Source organism: Stenotrophomonas sp. 05L413 (assembly GCF_056397945.1).
Window position 1 is genome coordinate 343,971 of record NZ_JBFTOL010000001.1, and the last position, 16,570, is coordinate 360,540.

General features: G+C 65.8%; 18 protein-coding genes. 15 read left to right on the forward strand and 3 right to left on the reverse strand.

What is annotated here, in order from left to right:
* Positions 1-12: 12 nt before the first annotated feature.
* Positions 13-1,014, forward strand: a complete 1,002-nt coding sequence (scpB, locus tag AC1DIQ_RS01550) for an SMC-Scp complex subunit ScpB (protein WP_121038109.1) — start codon at positions 13-15, stop codon at positions 1,012-1,014.
* A complete protein-coding gene (locus tag AC1DIQ_RS01555; RefSeq protein WP_478049332.1) occupies positions 1,007-2,782 on the forward strand; it encodes a pseudouridine synthase in 1,776 nt (591 codons plus the stop codon). The genes scpB and AC1DIQ_RS01555 overlap by 8 nt, the downstream gene beginning before the upstream one ends.
* Before the next feature lie 151 nt (positions 2,783-2,933).
* On the opposite strand, the gene AC1DIQ_RS01560 is transcribed toward AC1DIQ_RS01555, so the two are convergent.
* From AC1DIQ_RS01560 to AC1DIQ_RS01570, 3 genes are all read right to left on the reverse strand, one after another.
* Positions 2,934-3,368, reverse strand: a complete 435-nt coding sequence (locus AC1DIQ_RS01560) for a hypothetical protein (RefSeq protein WP_478049333.1) — start codon at positions 3,366-3,368, stop codon at positions 2,934-2,936.
* A 100-nt stretch (positions 3,369-3,468) separates the two neighbouring features.
* The gene (locus AC1DIQ_RS01565) at positions 3,469-4,275 is read right to left on the reverse strand and encodes an amidohydrolase (RefSeq protein WP_461770329.1); all 807 of its coding nucleotides are present in this window, start codon (positions 4,273-4,275) and stop codon (positions 3,469-3,471) included.
* A gap of 17 nt (positions 4,276-4,292) precedes the next feature.
* Positions 4,293-5,441 (reverse strand): pyridoxal phosphate-dependent aminotransferase, encoded by a 1,149-nt coding sequence (locus tag AC1DIQ_RS01570; RefSeq protein ID WP_461770078.1) that lies wholly within the window; start codon positions 5,439-5,441, stop codon positions 4,293-4,295.
* A gap of 102 nt (positions 5,442-5,543) precedes the next feature.
* Here AC1DIQ_RS01570 and ccmA point away from each other — a divergent pair, with 102 nt between their 5' ends.
* From ccmA to AC1DIQ_RS01635, 13 genes are all read left to right on the forward strand, one after another.
* Positions 5,544-6,173 (forward strand): heme ABC exporter ATP-binding protein CcmA, encoded by a 630-nt coding sequence (gene ccmA / locus AC1DIQ_RS01575; RefSeq protein ID WP_088434712.1) that lies wholly within the window; start codon positions 5,544-5,546, stop codon positions 6,171-6,173.
* Complete coding sequence (gene ccmB / locus AC1DIQ_RS01580; protein WP_121038121.1) at positions 6,170-6,865, forward strand: heme exporter protein CcmB; 696 nt, start codon at positions 6,170-6,172, stop codon at positions 6,863-6,865. Before ccmA ends, ccmB begins: the two co-directional genes overlap by 4 nt.
* Positions 6,866-6,988: 123 nt before the next feature.
* Positions 6,989-7,753 carry a heme ABC transporter permease CcmC gene (gene ccmC, locus AC1DIQ_RS01585; protein ID WP_121038124.1) on the forward strand — a complete coding sequence of 255 codons (765 nt, stop codon included), beginning with the start codon at positions 6,989-6,991 and terminating at the stop codon, positions 7,751-7,753.
* Positions 7,750-7,935 carry a heme exporter protein CcmD gene (gene ccmD / locus AC1DIQ_RS01590; RefSeq protein WP_019182865.1) on the forward strand — a complete coding sequence of 62 codons (186 nt, stop codon included), beginning with the start codon at positions 7,750-7,752 and terminating at the stop codon, positions 7,933-7,935. The genes ccmC and ccmD overlap by 4 nt, the downstream gene beginning before the upstream one ends.
* Positions 7,932-8,393 (forward strand): cytochrome c maturation protein CcmE, encoded by a 462-nt coding sequence (ccmE, locus tag AC1DIQ_RS01595; RefSeq protein ID WP_121038127.1) that lies wholly within the window; start codon positions 7,932-7,934, stop codon positions 8,391-8,393. The genes ccmD and ccmE overlap by 4 nt, the downstream gene beginning before the upstream one ends.
* Positions 8,394-10,307, forward strand: a complete 1,914-nt coding sequence (locus AC1DIQ_RS01600; protein WP_121038130.1) for a heme lyase CcmF/NrfE family subunit — start codon at positions 8,394-8,396, stop codon at positions 10,305-10,307.
* 9 nt (positions 10,308-10,316) lie between these two features.
* Positions 10,317-10,922 (forward strand): DsbE family thiol:disulfide interchange protein, encoded by a 606-nt coding sequence (locus AC1DIQ_RS01605; RefSeq protein WP_313212257.1) that lies wholly within the window; start codon positions 10,317-10,319, stop codon positions 10,920-10,922.
* Positions 10,923-10,971: 49 nt separating this feature from the next.
* The gene (locus AC1DIQ_RS01610; protein WP_121041136.1) at positions 10,972-11,373 is read left to right on the forward strand and encodes a cytochrome c-type biogenesis protein; all 402 of its coding nucleotides are present in this window, start codon (positions 10,972-10,974) and stop codon (positions 11,371-11,373) included.
* A complete protein-coding gene (locus AC1DIQ_RS01615; protein ID WP_121041138.1) occupies positions 11,367-12,383 on the forward strand; it encodes a tetratricopeptide repeat protein in 1,017 nt (338 codons plus the stop codon). Before AC1DIQ_RS01610 ends, AC1DIQ_RS01615 begins: the two co-directional genes overlap by 7 nt.
* A gap of 73 nt (positions 12,384-12,456) precedes the next feature.
* Entirely contained in the window at positions 12,457-13,569 is a 1,113-nt protein-coding gene (gene metX / locus AC1DIQ_RS01620) for a homoserine O-acetyltransferase MetX (RefSeq protein WP_478049334.1), read from the forward strand.
* Between the two features lie 50 nt (positions 13,570-13,619).
* Positions 13,620-13,904, forward strand: a complete 285-nt coding sequence (locus tag AC1DIQ_RS01625; RefSeq protein ID WP_346489956.1) for a DUF1294 domain-containing protein — start codon at positions 13,620-13,622, stop codon at positions 13,902-13,904.
* Positions 13,905-14,621: 717 nt separating this feature from the next.
* Entirely contained in the window at positions 14,622-15,881 is a 1,260-nt protein-coding gene (locus AC1DIQ_RS01630) for an AAA family ATPase (RefSeq protein WP_478049335.1), read from the forward strand.
* Positions 15,878-16,546, forward strand: coding sequence for an HNH endonuclease (locus tag AC1DIQ_RS01635; protein ID WP_478049336.1), 669 nt, complete (start codon positions 15,878-15,880; stop codon positions 16,544-16,546). Before AC1DIQ_RS01630 ends, AC1DIQ_RS01635 begins: the two co-directional genes overlap by 4 nt.
* Positions 16,547-16,570: the final 24 nt, after the last annotated feature.

Consider the following 16,570-nt stretch of genomic DNA (forward strand, 5'->3'; position numbering starts at 1 on the left):
CCCGACCCACGCATGGATCAACCGCTGATCAACCGTATTGTCGAAGGCGCCCTGCTGGCGGCCAGTGAGCCGTTGACGCTGGCGCAGCTGCAGGGCCTGTTCCCGGAAGAGGAACCGGCACCGCCGGGCAGCATCGAACGCGCGCTGGAACTGCTGCGCGAAGGCTGCCAGGACCGCGGCGTGGAGCTGGTCGAAGTGGCCTCCGGCTTCCGCTTCCAGGTCACCAGCGAAGTGCATGGCTACATCACCCGGCTGTGGACGGAGCGCAAGACCCGCTACACCCGTGCCACGCTGGAAACGCTGGCATTGATCGCCTACCGCCAGCCGATCACCCGCGGCGAGATCGAACAGGTCCGCGGTGTGGCGGTCAGCAGCAACATCATCCAGGCCCTGGAAGAGCGCGAATGGATCCGCGTGATCGGCCACCGCGACGTGCCCGGCAAACCGGCGCTGTTCGGGACCACCAAGGGCTTCCTGGATTATTTCGGGCTCAAGCGCCTGGACGAACTGCCGCCGCTGTCCGAGTTGCGCGACCTGGGCGAGCTGGAACCGCAGCTGCCGCTGGACAGCGAAGGCCAGCCGGCCGGTCGCCTGCCCGCCGGCGCGGCGACCCCGGAGGCCGAGCTGGAGACGGACGCGGCCAATGATGACGCCACTCCGGCACCGGCGGACCCGGCGGACCCAGTGGACCCTGCAGCGGCCCGGTTGGCAGCCCGCGTGGCGCTGGCCTCGGCGCGACTGGCGGAGCAACTGGCAGAACCGGACAATAGCGAGGCGCCCGATGCTGCAGACGCCACCGACACCCCATCCCATGCGCCGTTGTCGCTTGCCGACGACGACGCGGATACGACCGCCAGCGATGGCGAACCCGATACCGCGCCGGGAGAGCGCGCGGCGCCCCAGAACGAAACCGGAAACAACGCCGTCGCGAAGACGACCGTGGCTGTTGACGAAGCCGATCCCGAACCAGAGGCCGACGCATCCGTTGCCGGCCGGAGCCAAGTAAATGAGTGACACCCCCCGCAAGCCATCGTTGAACAAGCTTTCGCTCAAGCGCGAATCCGCCTCCGAACAGCCCAAGCTCGAAGAGCGCCTGCACAAAGTGCTGGCGCAGGCCGGCCTGGGTTCGCGCCGCGCGCTGGAACAGCGCATCGCCGATGGCCTGGTCAAGGTCAATGGCGAGGTCGCGCAGACCGGCCAGTCGATCAAGAGCGGCGACAAGGTCGAGCTGGACGGCCGTGGCTTCGTCGCCACCGCGCTGACTGAAACGTCCCGCGTGCTGGCCTACAACAAGCCGGAAGGCGAAGTGACCACGCGCGAAGACCCCGAAGGTCGCCCGACCGTGTTCGAAGCGCTGCCTGCCCTGAAGGGCGCGCGCTGGATTGCGATCGGCCGCCTGGACATCAACACCACCGGCCTGCTGCTGGCGACCACCGACGGTGAGCTGGCCAACGCGATGATGCACCCCTCCTACGAGGTCGAGCGCGAGTACGTGGTGCGCGTGCGCGCCCCGGAAGGCGAAGAGAAGGTGCCCGACAGCATCGTTGACCGCCTCGCCCGTGGCGTCGCGCTGGAAGACGGCCCGGCCAAGTTCGACGAGATCGAACGCATCGGCGGCACCGATTCGCACGACTGGTTCCGCGTGGTGGTCAAGGAAGGCCGCAACCGCGAAGTGCGCCGCCTGTGGGAATCCCAGGGCTGCCAGGTCAGCCGCCTCAAGCGCACGCGCTACGGCAAGGTCAGCCTGCCGCGCGAACTGCTGCGTGGCCAGTCGGTCGAACTGCCGGCCAAGCAGGTTGAAGCGCTGCGCGCCGAACTGAAGCTGGAAGAAGGTGCCCCGTCGGCACTGACCCTGCAGCCGGTGATCGGTCAGCGTCGTGCCGCCAAGACCACCGTGCGCGTTTCGCGCGACGGCGGCCGTGGCAACGCCTACGTCAACGGCCACAACTCGGCCGATGAAGGCCGCGAACTGCGTCGTTTCGACAACGTGCGCGAAGAGCGCGGCCGTGGCCGCGGCGGCAAGGGCGGCGGCTTCAAGGGTGGCCTGACGGTCAGCGGCGAAGCAGCGGCCAAGCAGTCGCAGCGCCCGTTCAAGGCTCGCCCGGACAAGGGCAACCGGGCACTTCCGGAAGGCAACCCGGCGGCGTTCCGCAGCTGGTACGTGCCGGACGGTGTCAGCACCGGGCCGAGCGGCCACCGCAATGCCGGCCCGGGCGCTGCCCGTGGTCCCGGCGCGCGTGGTCCGGGCGCCGGCGCAGGTGCCGGTGGCCAGGGCCGTCCGTATGGCAAGCCGAAGGGTCCGGGTGGCGCAGGCGGCCCGGGGCGCGGCAGCTACGGCGGCGGTGCTGAAGGTCGTGGCGGTTACGCCGGCGGTGGCGAAAGCCGTGGCGGCTACGGTGGCCAAGGCCGTCCGGCCGGTCCGGGTGGCGGTGGCAACCGCGGTGCCCAGGGTGGCCAGGGTCCTTCCCGCCATCCGTACGGTCATCCGGGCAATGCCCCGAGCTTCCCGTCCGATCACGCCAATCCGGGCGCCAGCCCGTACGGCAGCGCGCGTCCGGCGGGTAACCGCGGTCCGGGTGGTCCGGGTGGCAACCGTGGCCCGGGGGGTCCCGGCGCACGCGGCCCGGGTGGCGCCAGTGCGCGCGGCCCCGGCGGTCCCGGTGGCAACCGTGGCCCGGGTGGCCCCGGTGCTCGTGGTCCCGGCGGCCCGGGCGGTCGCCCCGGCGGCAACCGCGGCCCGGGTGGCGGCGGTCACCGTGGTGGCGGCCCGCGCGGCGGCTGATCAGTGACACAAAAAAACCCCGGCTTCGGCCGGGGTTTTTTGTTGGGTCGGCGCGGGCGGCGATCAACCCGGTTCGGCAGAGCCACCCCATGGGTGGCTGCGCTTCATGCCGGATAGGCCTTTCAGCCACGCATGGCGTGGCCCTACCCCCTCAACGGCGTTCGATGGTGAAGCGCCCCACCCCAATGCCCAGATCCCAGCCCTTGCCGGTCCCGGCCAGGGCCAGCGATACATCGCCCTTGGTCATCACCTGCGCATTGCTGGATTTGTCCGCGCCGGCGTGCGCTTCAACGGCCGCATAGGAACCGATCAGGTCGTTGACCGAGTAGGCACCGGAGAACTTGCCCTTGCCGTCGACGATCTTCGACTTGCCCACGGTGAGGCCGCCGCCCTTGGCGGTGATCTTGACCGGGATGCGGGTGCCGTTGTCGCACTGGATGGTGCCGGTGCCCGAGGCGGTCTTGTACAGCACCGACCAGCCGGCCAGGGTGTAGTGCAGCTCGCAATCAATGTTGCCGGCGGCCTGTGCGGCCGGGACGGCCGAGATGCCAGCCAGTGCGATCAATGCCAGGGAGAACTTCTTCATGCAGGTCCGCTCGTACTGAAGGGGTAACGAGCCGAATCTAGCAGCGCGCGCGTGTGGCGCGGATGATGCGTATCGCGCGCCTCCGGCATCCGTTCAGCCATCAACTGCGTTCCTGCAGGCTGAAGCTGTCCGCATCGAGCATCGCCGGGAAGCGCGCCCGGTGCGCGGCCAGTGCCGCCGCCGAGATCGTGGTGGTGACCACCTGCTCGCGCTCGCGTACTTCCACCTGCGGCTGGCCGAGGAAATCGATCACGGCACTGTCGCCGGCGTAATGCAGTTCGTTGCCGTCCACACCGATCCGGTTGACCGCCGCCACATAGCAGAGGTTCTCGATCGCGCGCGCGCGCAGCAGCGTCTTCCAGGCATAGGCGCGGGCCGACGGCCAGTTGGCCACGAAAATCTGCAGATCGAAATCCAGCTGGTCGGCACGCTCGACGTTGTAGCGGTTGCGGCAGAACACCGGGAAACGCAGGTCGTAGCAGACCTGCGGATTGATCCGCCAGCCTTTCCATTCCACGCACAGGCGCTCGCGGCCAGCGGCATAGCGTTCGTGCTCGCCGCCGTAACGGAACAGGTGGCGCTTGTCGTAGTACTCAAGCTCGCCCTCCGGCGTGGCCCACAGCAAGCGGTTGTAGACGCCCTCGCCCACCCGCAGCTGCACGCTGCCGGTGACCGCCGCGCCCAGCCGCACAGCCTGCTCGCGGATCCAGGCGACGGTGGGGCCGTCCATGCCCTCGGCCTTGTCGATGGCCTCGTTGGAGAAGCCACTGGTGAAGGTCTCCGGCAGGATCACCAGATCGGTCCGCCCGGCCAGCGGCGCCAGCAGCGCACCGTAATGCGCGCGATTGCCCGCCGGGTCGTGCCAGCGGGTGTCGCCCTGGATCAGGGAAATGCGCAGATCCTGCAGCCCGGTCACGGCACTCATCACAGGGCCCGCAGGCGTTCGATCGCCGCGTCCATCGTGGCGTCGTTCTTGGCAAAGCACAGGCGGACCAGGCGCTGGCCGGCCGGGGCGGTCTCATAGAACGGCGACAGCGGGATCGCCGCCACGCCCTTCTCGATGGTCAGCCATTTCACGAATTCGTGGTCTGGCAGATCGCTGACGGCCGAGTAATCCACCAGCTGGAAGTAGCCGCCCGGCACCGACAGGGGTGTCAGGCGCGTGGTCAGCAGCTGCTCGCGGAAGCGGTCGCGCTTGGCCTGGTAGAACGCGCCCAGCTCCAGATGGTGCTCGGGCTCGTCGCGGATCATCGCCGCGAAACCGTATTGGGCCGGGCCGAAGCTGGTGAAGGTGTTGTACTGGTGCACTTTGCGGAACTCGGCGGTCATCGCCGGCGGCGCGATGGCATAACCGATCTTCCAGCCGGTGCAGTGGTAGGTCTTGCCGAAGCTGGAAATGACGAACGCGCGCGCGCGCAGTTCCGGATGGCGCAGCGAGGATTCGTGGCGACGACCGTCGTAGATGATGTGCTCGTACACCTCATCGGAAATCAGATAGATATCGGTACCGCGCAGCACATCGGCCAGCGCCTGCATGTCCTCGGCGGTCAGCATCGCGCCGGACGGGTTGTGCGGCGTGTTGACCATCAGCAGGCGGGTGCGCGGGGTGATCGCGGCACGCACGCGGTCCCAGTCGACCGCGAAGGTCTGCGGGTCCAGCGGCACGTGCACGGCCCGCGCGCCGGCCAGGTCGATCGCCGGCTCGTAGCAGTCGTAGGCCGGATCAAGCACGATCACTTCCTCGCCGGGGCGGACCACGGCGTGGATGGCGTTGAAGATCGCCTCGGTGGCGCCACTGGTGACGGTGATCTCGGTATCCGGATCCACCTGGGCGCCGTACAGATCCAGCGACTTCTGCGCGATGGCCTGGCGCAGCGGCGCCACGCCGGTCATCGGCGGGTATTGATTCAGACCGCCCTGCATCGCGGCGATGGTTTCATCGATCAGCCGCTGCGGTGCGGAGAAATCCGGGAACCCCTGGCCAAGGTTGACCGCGCCGTGTTCGGCGGCGAGTTGGGACATCACGGTGAAGATGGTGGTGCCCACCTTGGGCAGCTTGGTTTGCGGTTGCATCGGCAGCAGGGAAAGAACCGGGGGAACTCCCAGTGTACGCAAATCATCCAGCCCGTTCCCCCGATACAATGGCCGCCCATTCCGGTGCAAAGATCCCGCCCCTTGAACGCCCCTCCGTTGCTGGCCGCGCATGGCCTTGGCTTCAGTCGCAACGACGAACCCGTCTTCGGCCCGCTGGATCTGCACGTGGATGCCGGCGAAGCCCTGCTGGTGCAGGGCGACAACGGCGCCGGCAAGACCACCCTGCTGCGGGTGCTGGCCGGCCTGCTGCGCGCCGGCAGCGGCCAGGTGGAGATCGATGGCAAGCGCGCCGGGCACAAGGAGCGCGCCAACTACGTGGCCTACCTGAGCCACCTGCCCGCGCTGAAGCCGGACCTGGACACGCTGGAGAACCTGCATTTCCTGTGCGGGCTGCACGGCCGCCGCGCCCGCCAGATGCCCGGCAACGCGCTGGCGATCGTCGGCCTGGCCGGCTATGAGGACACCTTGGTGCGGCAGCTGTCGGCCGGGCAGAAGCGCCGCCTGGCACTGGCCCGCATCTGGCTCTCGCCCGCGCCGCTATGGCTGCTTGACGAGCCGTACGCCAATCTCGATCTGGACGGCATCAACCTGGTGAACCGCATGATTTCCGCGCACCTGCGCAGCGGCGGTGCCGCCCTGGTCACCACCCACGGCGCGTATGCCGCGCCACCGGTGCGTACGCGCCTGCTGACCCTGGGAGCGGCGGCATGATCGCCCCGGGTACCGAACCGGGTCTGTGGCAGACCGCACGGGCGCTGGTCGGCCGCGACATGCGCCTGCTCTGGCGCCGCCGCGGCGATGCGTTGCAGCCGTTGCTGTTCGCGTTGCTGGTGGTGGTGCTGTTCGCATTGGCACTGGGCCGCGACCCCGAGGCGATGGCACGCGTCGCCGCCGCCGTGATGTGGCTGGCGGTGCTGCTGGCCGGCCAACTGGCCCTGGATTCACTGTTCCGCAGCGACGCCGAAGATGGCTCGCTGGAGCAATGGCTGCTGGCCCCGGTGCCGCTGGCCTGGCTGGTGCTGGTGCGGGTGCTGGTGCACTGGCTCACCACCGCCCTGCCGCTGATCGTGATGTCGCCGCTGCTGGCGGAAATGCTGCATCTGCCGCATGACCAGCTGCCGATGTTGCTGGCATCGTTGCTGCTGGGAACGCCCTTGCTGAGCCTGATCGGCGGGGTGGTCGCCGCGCTGACGGTCGGCATCCGGCGCTCTGGTATTCTCGTGGCGCTGCTGGCCCTGCCGCTGTATGTGCCGGTGCTGGTGTTCGGCGCGGGCAGTGTGGCGGCGGTCGCCCGCGGCCAGGACCCGATCGGCGCGCTGCTGATGCTGGGCGCCGGGCTGGTGGTGGCGCTCGTGCTGGCCCCGCTGGCGACGGCCGCGGCGATCCGCATCTCGCTGAGTTGAGCGGTATGGCGTACTGTCGGTGGCGTGCGCTGCGTTGTGAGCGTCACCTGCCTCCGCGTCATCCGTTACCGAGCCACTCCACGTCCGTTCCATCGTCGCCCTTCGTTGGATAGCCACTGCCGCATGCACCCGATCGTCCGCTGGTTCCACCAACTCGGTTCGCCGCCCACCTTCGACCGCTTTGCCGCGCGCTGGTCGCGGGTGTTCTACCTGGCGGCGGTGCCGGTGCTGCTGGTCGGCATCTGGCAGGCGCTGGCCGTGGTGCCGGCCGATTCCAAGCAGCTGGACAGCTTCCGCATTCTCTACATCCACGTGCCGAGCGCGTGGATGAGCCTGTTCGTGTTCGCGCTGATGGCGCTGTACGCGGCGATCGCGCTGATCTGGCGGATCAAGACCTGCGAAATCCTGGCAATGGCCTGTGCCCCGCTCGGCGCTGGCTTCACCCTGATCACCCTGCTCACCGGCAGCATCTGGGGCAAGCCGACCTGGGGCACCTGGTGGGACTGGGACCCGCGCATGACCACCGAGCTGATCCTGCTGTTCCTGTACCTGGGCGTGATCGGCCTGTACCACGCCATCGAGGACCGCCGCAGCGCCGCGCGCGCAGCGGGCCTGCTGGCCATCGTCGGGGTGAGCCTGCTGCCGGTGATCCGCTATTCCGTGGAATGGTGGGGCAGCCTGCACCAGGGCCAGACCATCCGCCTGTTCGGCGCGTCCACGCTGGATGCCAGCATGGCGCTGCCACTGTGGCTGATGGTGATCGGCACCAAGCTGTGGTTCGCCGGCTCGCTGCTGGCCAAGGCCCGCGCCGACAACCTGCTGCGCGAGGCCGGCAAGGCCTGGGTCGCCGCTGGCACCCGTGCCCCGCTGGAGGACAGCCGCCCGTGACCCATCTGCCTTATGTGATCGCCGCCTACGCGGTGTTCGTGCTGGTACTCGGCAGCGATGCCATCGGCTCCTGGCTGCGCCTGCGCTGGGCGCGCCGCCTGGCCGCGCGCCGCCAGCAGCGCCAGCAGGCCCGCACTGCAGCAGGCAGCGCACCGCCGCTGGCGCCGGAGCTGACCCGATGAATCCGGTCCGGCGTCGTCGCCTGCTCTGGGTGATGCTGCTGGTGCTCGCCTCCGGCCTGGCGACCGCGCTGGTCGCGATGGCCCTGCAGCGCAATATCGCCTACCTCTATACCCCCTCCGAAGTGCTGCGCGGCGATGCCGGCGATCACGCCCGGTTCCGCCTGGGCGGCATGGTGGTCAAAGGGTCGCTGCAGCGCGCGCCCGGTTCGCTGGATGCGCACTTCGTGGTCACCGATGGTGACGCGACGCTGCCGGTGATCACCTCGCGGATCCTCCCGGACCTGTTCGCCGAAGGCACTGCCGTGGTCGCCACCGGGCGCCTGCAGGACGGCCGTTTCGTTGCCGAAGAAGTGCTGGCCAAGCACGACGAGACCTACATGCCCAAGGAAGTGGCCGACAAGATGGGGCAGGCGCATATCAAACACGATGTGCCCGTGCCGGCGCCGGAGACGTACTGAGTGCTGCCGGAACTGGGGCAGATCCTGCTGGTCACCGCACTGTTGATGGCCGTGCTGCAGACCGTACTGCCGCTGTGGGGCGCCCATCGCGGCCGCGCCGCGTGGATGGCGGTGGCGCGACCGGCGGCCTACGCGCAGCTCGCGCTGCTGCTGGGGGCGTTCGGCGTGCTGACAGCGGCGTTCGTCACCCAGGATTTCTCGGTGCGCTATGTGGCGGAGAATTCCAACTCGCTGCTGCCACTGGCCTACCGCTACTCGGCGGTGTGGGGCGCGCATGAAGGCTCCCTGCTGCTGTGGGCGCTGGTGCTGGCGCTGTGGTGCGGCGCCGTCGCGCTGTGGTCCAAACGCCTGCCGGCCGAGGTGTCCGCCCGCGTACTGGGCGTGCTTGGCATCATCAGCATTGGCTTTCTCGCCTTCCTGATCTTCACCTCCAACCCGTTCGCGCGGCTGCTCCCGGCGCCGCTGGAAGGACGCGACCTCAATCCGCTGCTGCAGGATCCCGGGCTGATCATCCACCCGCCGATGCTGTACATCGGGTACGTGGGCTTCGCGGTGCCGTTCGCGTTCGCGATCGCCGCGCTGCTGGAAGGGCGCGTGGATGCGCGCTGGCTGCGCTGGACCCGGCCGTGGACCAATGTGGCCTGGGGCTTTCTGACCATCGGCATCGCACTGGGCAGCTGGTGGGCGTATTACGAACTGGGCTGGGGCGGCTGGTGGTTCTGGGATCCGGTCGAGAACGCCAGCTTCATGCCGTGGCTGGCCGGTGCGGCACTGATTCATTCGCAGGCGGTTACCGAGAAACGCGGCAGCTTCGCCAGCTGGACGCTGCTGCTGGCCATCGCCGCGTTCGCACTGTCGCTGCTCGGCACCTTCCTGGTGCGCTCGGGCGTGCTGACCAGCGTGCACTCGTTCGCGGCCGATCCCTCGCGCGGCACCTTCATCCTGATCTTCCTGGCGCTGGTGATCGGCGGCGCGCTGCTGCTGTACGCGCTGCGGGCTGGCGCGTTGACCAGCGAGGATCCGCGCCGCGGCTTCCTGCCGACCTCGCGCGAGACCCTGCTGCTGGCCAACAACCTGCTGCTGGCCGCCGCCTGCGGCATGGTCCTGCTCGGCACGCTGTATCCGCTGCTGGCCGATGCGTTGGGCCTGGGCAAGGTCTCGGTCGGGCCGCCCTACTTCGGCACGCTGTTCGTGGTGTTGATGGCGCCGCTGGTGGCGCTGCTGCCGTTCGGGCCGCTGGTCAACTGGCAGCGCGACCAGGCCTCGCGGCGGTTGGCGATGCTGGCACCGTGGGCCGGGCTGGCGCTGCTGCTGGGCGTGATCGCGTACTTCATGGCACCGCAGGGCGCGTTGAAGACCGCTGCCGGCGTGACCGGTGCGGCCTGGGTCGCGTTCGGTACCGGGCGCTTCGTGTGGACCCGCCTGCGCGGCAACGGCAGGTTCACTGCCGAGATGATCGGCATGCTGCTGGCCCATGGCGGCGTGGCCGTGTTCCTGGCCGGCGCACTGCTGGTGGAAGCGTTGAACGTGCAGCGCGAAGTCGCGCTCGCCCCCGGGCAGTCGCTGGTGGTCGGCACCTACGAAGTGCGCTTCGAAGGCGTGGACCATCAGCAAGGCCCGAACTACGTCGCCGATCGCGGCCACCTGCGCGTGTTCCAGCACGACCGCCAGCTGGCGCTGCTGCATCCGGAAAAACGCCTGTACGCCAGTGGCGGGCAGGTGATGACCGAGGCCGGCATCCACGCCCGCCTCAACGGCGATGTTTACGTGGCACTCGGCGAATCGCTGGGCAACAATGCATGGGCCGTGCGCGTGCACATCAAACCGTTCGTCCGCTGGGTCTGGCTGGGCGCGCTGCTGATGGCACTGGGTGGCTTCGTCACCGCCGCCGATCGTCGTTTCCGTCGTCCCTAGGAGTTTCCCGTGTCCGATCCCCGCCCCGCCTCCCGTCCGCTGCCGCCCGTGGCCATCGTCATCGGGGTGCTGTTCTTCTTCGGGCTGCTGGGGCTGATGATCTACGGGGTGATGAAATCCGGCGCGCCGGACCGCGATGTCCTGCCCTCGGCACTGATCGGCAAGCCCGCACCGGCCTTCGAGCTGCCGGTGCTGCACGACCCGCACATCAAGGTCAGCAGCACCGAACTGCGCGGCGCCCCCTACGTGCTCAACGTGTGGGGCAGCTGGTGCGCGGCCTGCCGCGATGAACACCCGATCCTGACCAGGTTCGCCGAAACCAAGCGCGTGCGCGTGATCGGCTACAACTGGAAGGACGAGCCGGCCGATGCCCTGCGTTGGCTGGAACAGCTGGGCAATCCGTTCGTGCTGGTGCTGAGCGACATCGAAGGCCGCACCGCGATCGACTGGGGCGTCACCGCCGCGCCGGAGACCTTCCTGGTCGATGCCAGTGGCGTGGTGCGCTGGAAGTACAGTGGCGCGCTCAGCCAGCGCGTGATCGATACCCAGCTGATCCCGGAACTGGAAAAGGTGGAGCGTGCCAATGCCCAGCCGCAGCTGCCCGCCTCGCCGTAAGCGCAGGATCCACGGGCCCGGCGCGGCGCTGCTCGCGCTGTCGCTCGCCATGGCCTCGCCGGTGATGGCGCAGGCCGTCTCCGACCCGACTCCGTTGCAGTACCGCGACGCCGCCGAGGAAGCCCGCTTCCACGCGCTGGCCGCCGAGCTGCGCTGCGTGCAGTGCCAGAACCAGTCGCTGGCCGATTCCAATGCGCAGATCGCGCACGACCTGCGCCGCGAAGTGCTGGTGCTGATGCAGCAGGGCAACAGCGATGCGCAGATCAAGCAGTTCCTGGTCGATCGCTATGGCGAGTTCGTGCTGTACCGGCCGCCGATGGAAGCACGCAATGCGCTGCTCTGGTTCGGGCCGCCGGTGGCGCTGCTGCTCGGCGCGGGCGTGCTGGTCTGGGTGGTGCGCCGTCGCAGCCGCGGGATCGAACCGATGGACAAGAGCGAGGAGCGCTGGTGAGCCTTTGGATGGCCCTGAGTGCCGCGGTCGTCGCCGCTGCCGTGGCGGCACGCGTGCTGTGGCCGCTGCGTGCAGGCGGCCAACGCCGCCCCTTCGTGATCGCGATGCTGGCCCTTGGGTTGGCCGGTGGCGCGCTGTACCTGCTGGTCGGCACGCCGGATGCCGCCGAGCGGACGGCGGCCAGCGACGAGCCTGCCACGCTGGAGGATGGCGTGCAGGCGCTGCAACAGGCGCTGGCGAAAGACCCGCAGCGCGCCGATGGCTGGGCTCTGCTTGGCCGCTCGCAGCTGGCCCTGGGCAAGCTGGCCGAGGCCACGGCCGCGTTTGACCGCGCGGTGCAACTCGCCCCGGACGACCCCGGCGTGCTGGTCGAAGCGGCGCAGGCGCGCGCACAGGCCGCGCCGGGCAAACAATTCGATGACCAGGCCCTGCAATGGCTGCGTCACGCCAACGCACTCGCGCCGGAGAGCGAACGCGCCGGCTGGCTGATCGGCATTGCCCTGCGCCAGCGCGGGCAGGACGCCGAAGCGGCGGCCGCCTGGGAAGCGCTTCTGCCACGCCTGGAGCCGGGCGCGGCGCGCGCGTTGCGCGAGCAGATCGCCATCGCCCGCGGCACTGCCGGGCTGCCGCCCATGACCGGAACCTCCGTCCCTGCGGCGGCGGGCAACCACGCCCTCACGGTGCAGGTCCGGTTCGCACCCGGAACCACGTTGGATCCCGCGTTGGCCAACGCGAGCGTGTTCGTGATCGCGCGCGCACCCGATGGCCCGCCGATGCCGATCGCGGTGCAGAAGCATCCGGCCAGCCAGGTGCCGCTGCTGGTCACCCTTGGCGATGGCGACAGCCCGATGCCGACCAGCACGCTCTCGCAGGTGCAGGAGGTTGAGGTCATTGCGCGGCTGTCGCGTTCGGGCCAGGCCAACCGCCAGCCGGACGATCTGGAAACCACGCCGGTACGGGTGCGTCTGCCGCATGCCGGGCCGGTGCCCCTGGTGTTTGATCGCCCATGACCGATGCGCGGCCGCGACGCAGCGTGCCGCTCACCACTACGGCGCCATCGCGGCGCCCGGCTAAACTGCGCGCATGACTGAATTCATTCCCCCCGGCACCCGTTATCACGCCCTGCCCTCGCCGTTCGCGTTCAAGCGCGGCGGTGAACTACGCGGTGCGCACGTTGCCTATGAGACCTGGGGCACGCTCGCGGCCGATGCCGGCAATGCAGTATTGATCCTCACCGGGCTCTCCCCCGATGCGCATGCCGCGGCCAACGCCGACAACCCGGCCGCCGGCTGGTGGGAGGCGATGGTTGGCCCAGGCAAGCCGATCGATACCGACCGCTGGTTCGTGATCTGCGTGAACTCGCTGGGCAGCTGCAAAGGCTCCACCGGGCCGGCCAGTCTCGATCCGGCGACGGGCGAACTGTATGGCCTGCGCTTCCCCGAACTGTCCATCGAAGATGGCGCGCGGGCGGCGGTGGAGGTGGTGCGCGCCTTGGGCGTGACCGAGCTGGCCTGCGTGATCGGCAACTCGATGGGCGGGATGACCGCGTTGGCCCTGCTGATGCTGCACCCGGGCCTCGCGCGCAGCCATATCAATATTTCCGGCAGTGCCCAGGCGCTGCCGTTCTCCATCGCGATCCGCTCGCTGCAACGCGAGGCGATCCGGCTTGATCCGCAGTGGAATGGCGGGCGCTATACCGACCAGGCCTACCCGGAATCGGGCATGCGCATGGCGCGCAAGCTCGGCGTGATCACCTATCGCTCCGCGCTGGAATGGGATGGCCGCTTCGGCCGCGTACGGTTGGATTCGGACCAGGCCGATGACGATCCGTTCGGCCTGGAGTTCCAGGTCGAAAGCTATCTGGAAGGCCATGCCCGCCGCTTCGTGCGCTTCTTCGATCCCAACTGCTATCTGTACCTGAGCCGCTCGATGGACTGGTTCGACCTGGCCGAATATGCCGACGGCGACGTCATGGCCGGGCTGGCGAAGATCCAGGTGGGCAAGGCGCTGGCGATCGGCGCCAACACCGACATCCTGTTCCCGGTGCAGCAGCAACAGCAGATCGCCGAGGGCCTGCGCGCCGGCGGTGCCGATGCGCAGTTCATCGGGCTGGATTCGCCGCAGGGCCACGATGCCTTCCTGGTCGACTTCGCCCGGTTTGGCCCGGCGGTCAGCGGCTTCCTGCAGGCGCTGTGAGGCACGCGCGCTGGTACCTGGCGCTGGCGGCGGCAGGCGCGTTGGTCGCGATGGCGATTACCGGGTTGTTACCGCAGTGGCTGGGCGCATGGTACGCACTCACCAGTGCTGTCGCCTTTGCGCTCTACGGGCATGACAAACGCGCCGCACGCCTGGGCAACTGGCGCACACCCGAGCGCACCCTGCAGCTGCTGGCCTTCGCGGGTGGTTGGCCTGGCGCGTTGCTGGGCCAATCCGTGTTCCGCCACAAACACCGCAAGAGCGCATTCCAGTGGGTGTTCGCCCTGTGCGTGCTGGCCAACGTCTCGGCGCTTGCGGTGCTGCTGCGGGCATAACGCGATGAAGGCAATCGCCAAGTTCCGATGCCCCAAGAGGGCAATTCTCATGGCCATGTTTCGCGCAGCCAGGCCAAACTCACAAACTACGTTGTGTTGAAATCGGCCCACCGGCCCTGCCACCGGCACCGACACCGACACCGACACACCGACACACCGACATCATCACTCAACAGCGCAGCTCTGTCTCTATTGGGAACAGCATTGGGGTAGCCATTCCAACTAAGCCCGCGCAATGGTGAAAGACCAACGCAGGAGTGCGCGCAGCGGGAAACCGCGACGTAAGTGCGTAACCCGGCGACCGGCAATTTCGTTACCCACAGCGCAGCTGACCACTGCTACGTATGTAATTCCATATAAAAGCGCGTCTTTGCATTGATAGGAATCCACGCACCCTATGCGGGATAACGGCAAGACTGACACCAATAGGTGATCCTGAGCGTGTCGCATCCTGCCGATTGAAACCAAAACAAGTATAGAAGGTGCGTGCCGACATCCTATGGCTACGGATAGGATGCAACATCAGCTCCATGCCTCAAGTAAGATCAATCCACGCGCCACTTACGAGGTCAGATTTTCCCGCGATCCGGATTGCGATGAGTCTCTAGATTTTTTGTCTTGCCTTCAATTAAAATCACAAATAAGCTCAAGAAAATCCTCTGCGCGCAGAGACATTGATAACATCATCTTGAATTGCAAGCACAGGATGGCAACCAAATGAAGCTCCCCACCTTTACCCGACTCACCATTAAAAATTGGCGCCAATTTGCCAATTTGGACATAGAATTCCACCCTACGCTAACAATAATCACCGGGTCAAACGGTGCGGGCAAGAGCACCATACTTAAATTACTTGCCCAACATTTTGGCTGGCATGTTCCGCTTTTGGCCACGCCAAAACACGGAAAGTCGGGCACCTTAACTTACTCATCTGGGGTATGGGAAGAATTATTGCGCGGCATACAGCCCTACGGCCCTTCAGTTGGAGAATTAACCTACTCAAATGAGCACACCACCGCTCTGAGAGTGCCGGAGACAGGTGGGATTGAGTTCAATGTAAGCTTTGATAATATGCAAAGCGTCACCGGAATGAACATCGGATCTCATCGACCAATCGGCAACTACCAACAAGTTGCCAATATACCTACGAATGCACTTGGGCCGAGCCAAGCCTATCAGATGTACTTCAATGAAGTAAATAGTCGGCATCACAATTCATATACTCAGTACTCGCCAACGTATCGCATGAAGGAGGCCATAATCTCGATGGCCATGTTTGGTGCAGGCAATCAGTACGTAGAGAGAAATGATGAGGTTGCGAGGGCATTCGAGGGATTCAAGCAAGTTCTTTCGAAAATCCTTCCCGACAGCATTGGATTCAGTGACATCAGCGTTCGAGTGCCAGACGTTGTCTTAGAGACGAGCTCAGGAGATTTCGTAATAGATTCCGCATCAGGCGGCATCATGGCATTGATAGATTTGGCGTGGCAAATCTTCCTCTTTGCACAAGGAAAGGAAAGCTTTGTCGTTTTAATTGACGAGCCAGAGAATCACCTACATCCATCCATGCAAAGAAGCCTGTTAGCCAGCCTGATTAGTGCATTTCCCAATGCACAATTCGTTGTAGCTACACACAGCCCCTTTATGGTCTCATCCGTAAAAAGCTCACTTGTCTATGCCCTAAAGTACGAGAAAACTGACGATTCAATTGGCACCCAGGCGCGCAACACAGTCTCCTCTATCCGTCTGGACAGTGCTAATCGCGCAGGAACCGCAAGCGAGATTCTTCGAGACGTGTTGGGAGTTCCAGTAACCCTCCCTGAATGGGCCGAACAGGATATTCGCGATATAGCCGCCAATTACACTCTTCCAGATATAACGCCAGATGCACTCAACAGACTGCGAGCAGACTTGAACGCAGCCGGCTTAGGCGAATACTATCCAGATGCGCTGAGGCACATGGTGAGCCCACAATGATTAAACTAGAAAAGTCAAATGAGCCGCAGATACTGATAGATAACTCCACTCTTTGGACACGAGCCATCCTGGACAAGATTGCCGCCGGAAGCTCACCTACAGAAACGGAAAAAACTCGATACCGACATGCGGATATAAAGTCAGCATTGATTTTGGAGACCCATGGAAAATGCGCCTATTGCGAAAGCAAGCTTTTGCACATCCACCACGGAGATGTTGAGCACATTTACCCTAAATCCCTTGATCCCGCGCTAACTGTTCAGTGGACAAATCTGACACTTGCGTGCGAAATTTGTAACCAGAATAAATCCAATAAAGATCCTTACGTCGAATTTATTATCGACCCCTATGCCACTGACCCTAAAGATCACTTAACTTTCGCGGGCGCACTAGCCCTATCCAAGGGAACGATGTACGGGACGAATTCTCGCGCAATCCTTGACTTAAATAGGGGAAATCTTGTCGAAAGGAGACAGGAAAAGCTAGGCGGGCTGATCGCGATTGCCGAGAACATTCTCAGGGTAGATTTACCACAGGCAACGCGCCAAGCCATATACGACAACTTTATTCAAAATGACGCCAGCGATGATGCTCCATTCTCGGCTATGGCAGCATCCTTTTTAGAACAAATAAGGCAAAATCTCCCACCAGATATAATTGCCTAGTCGGCTGTGGCGACTGATGGTGAT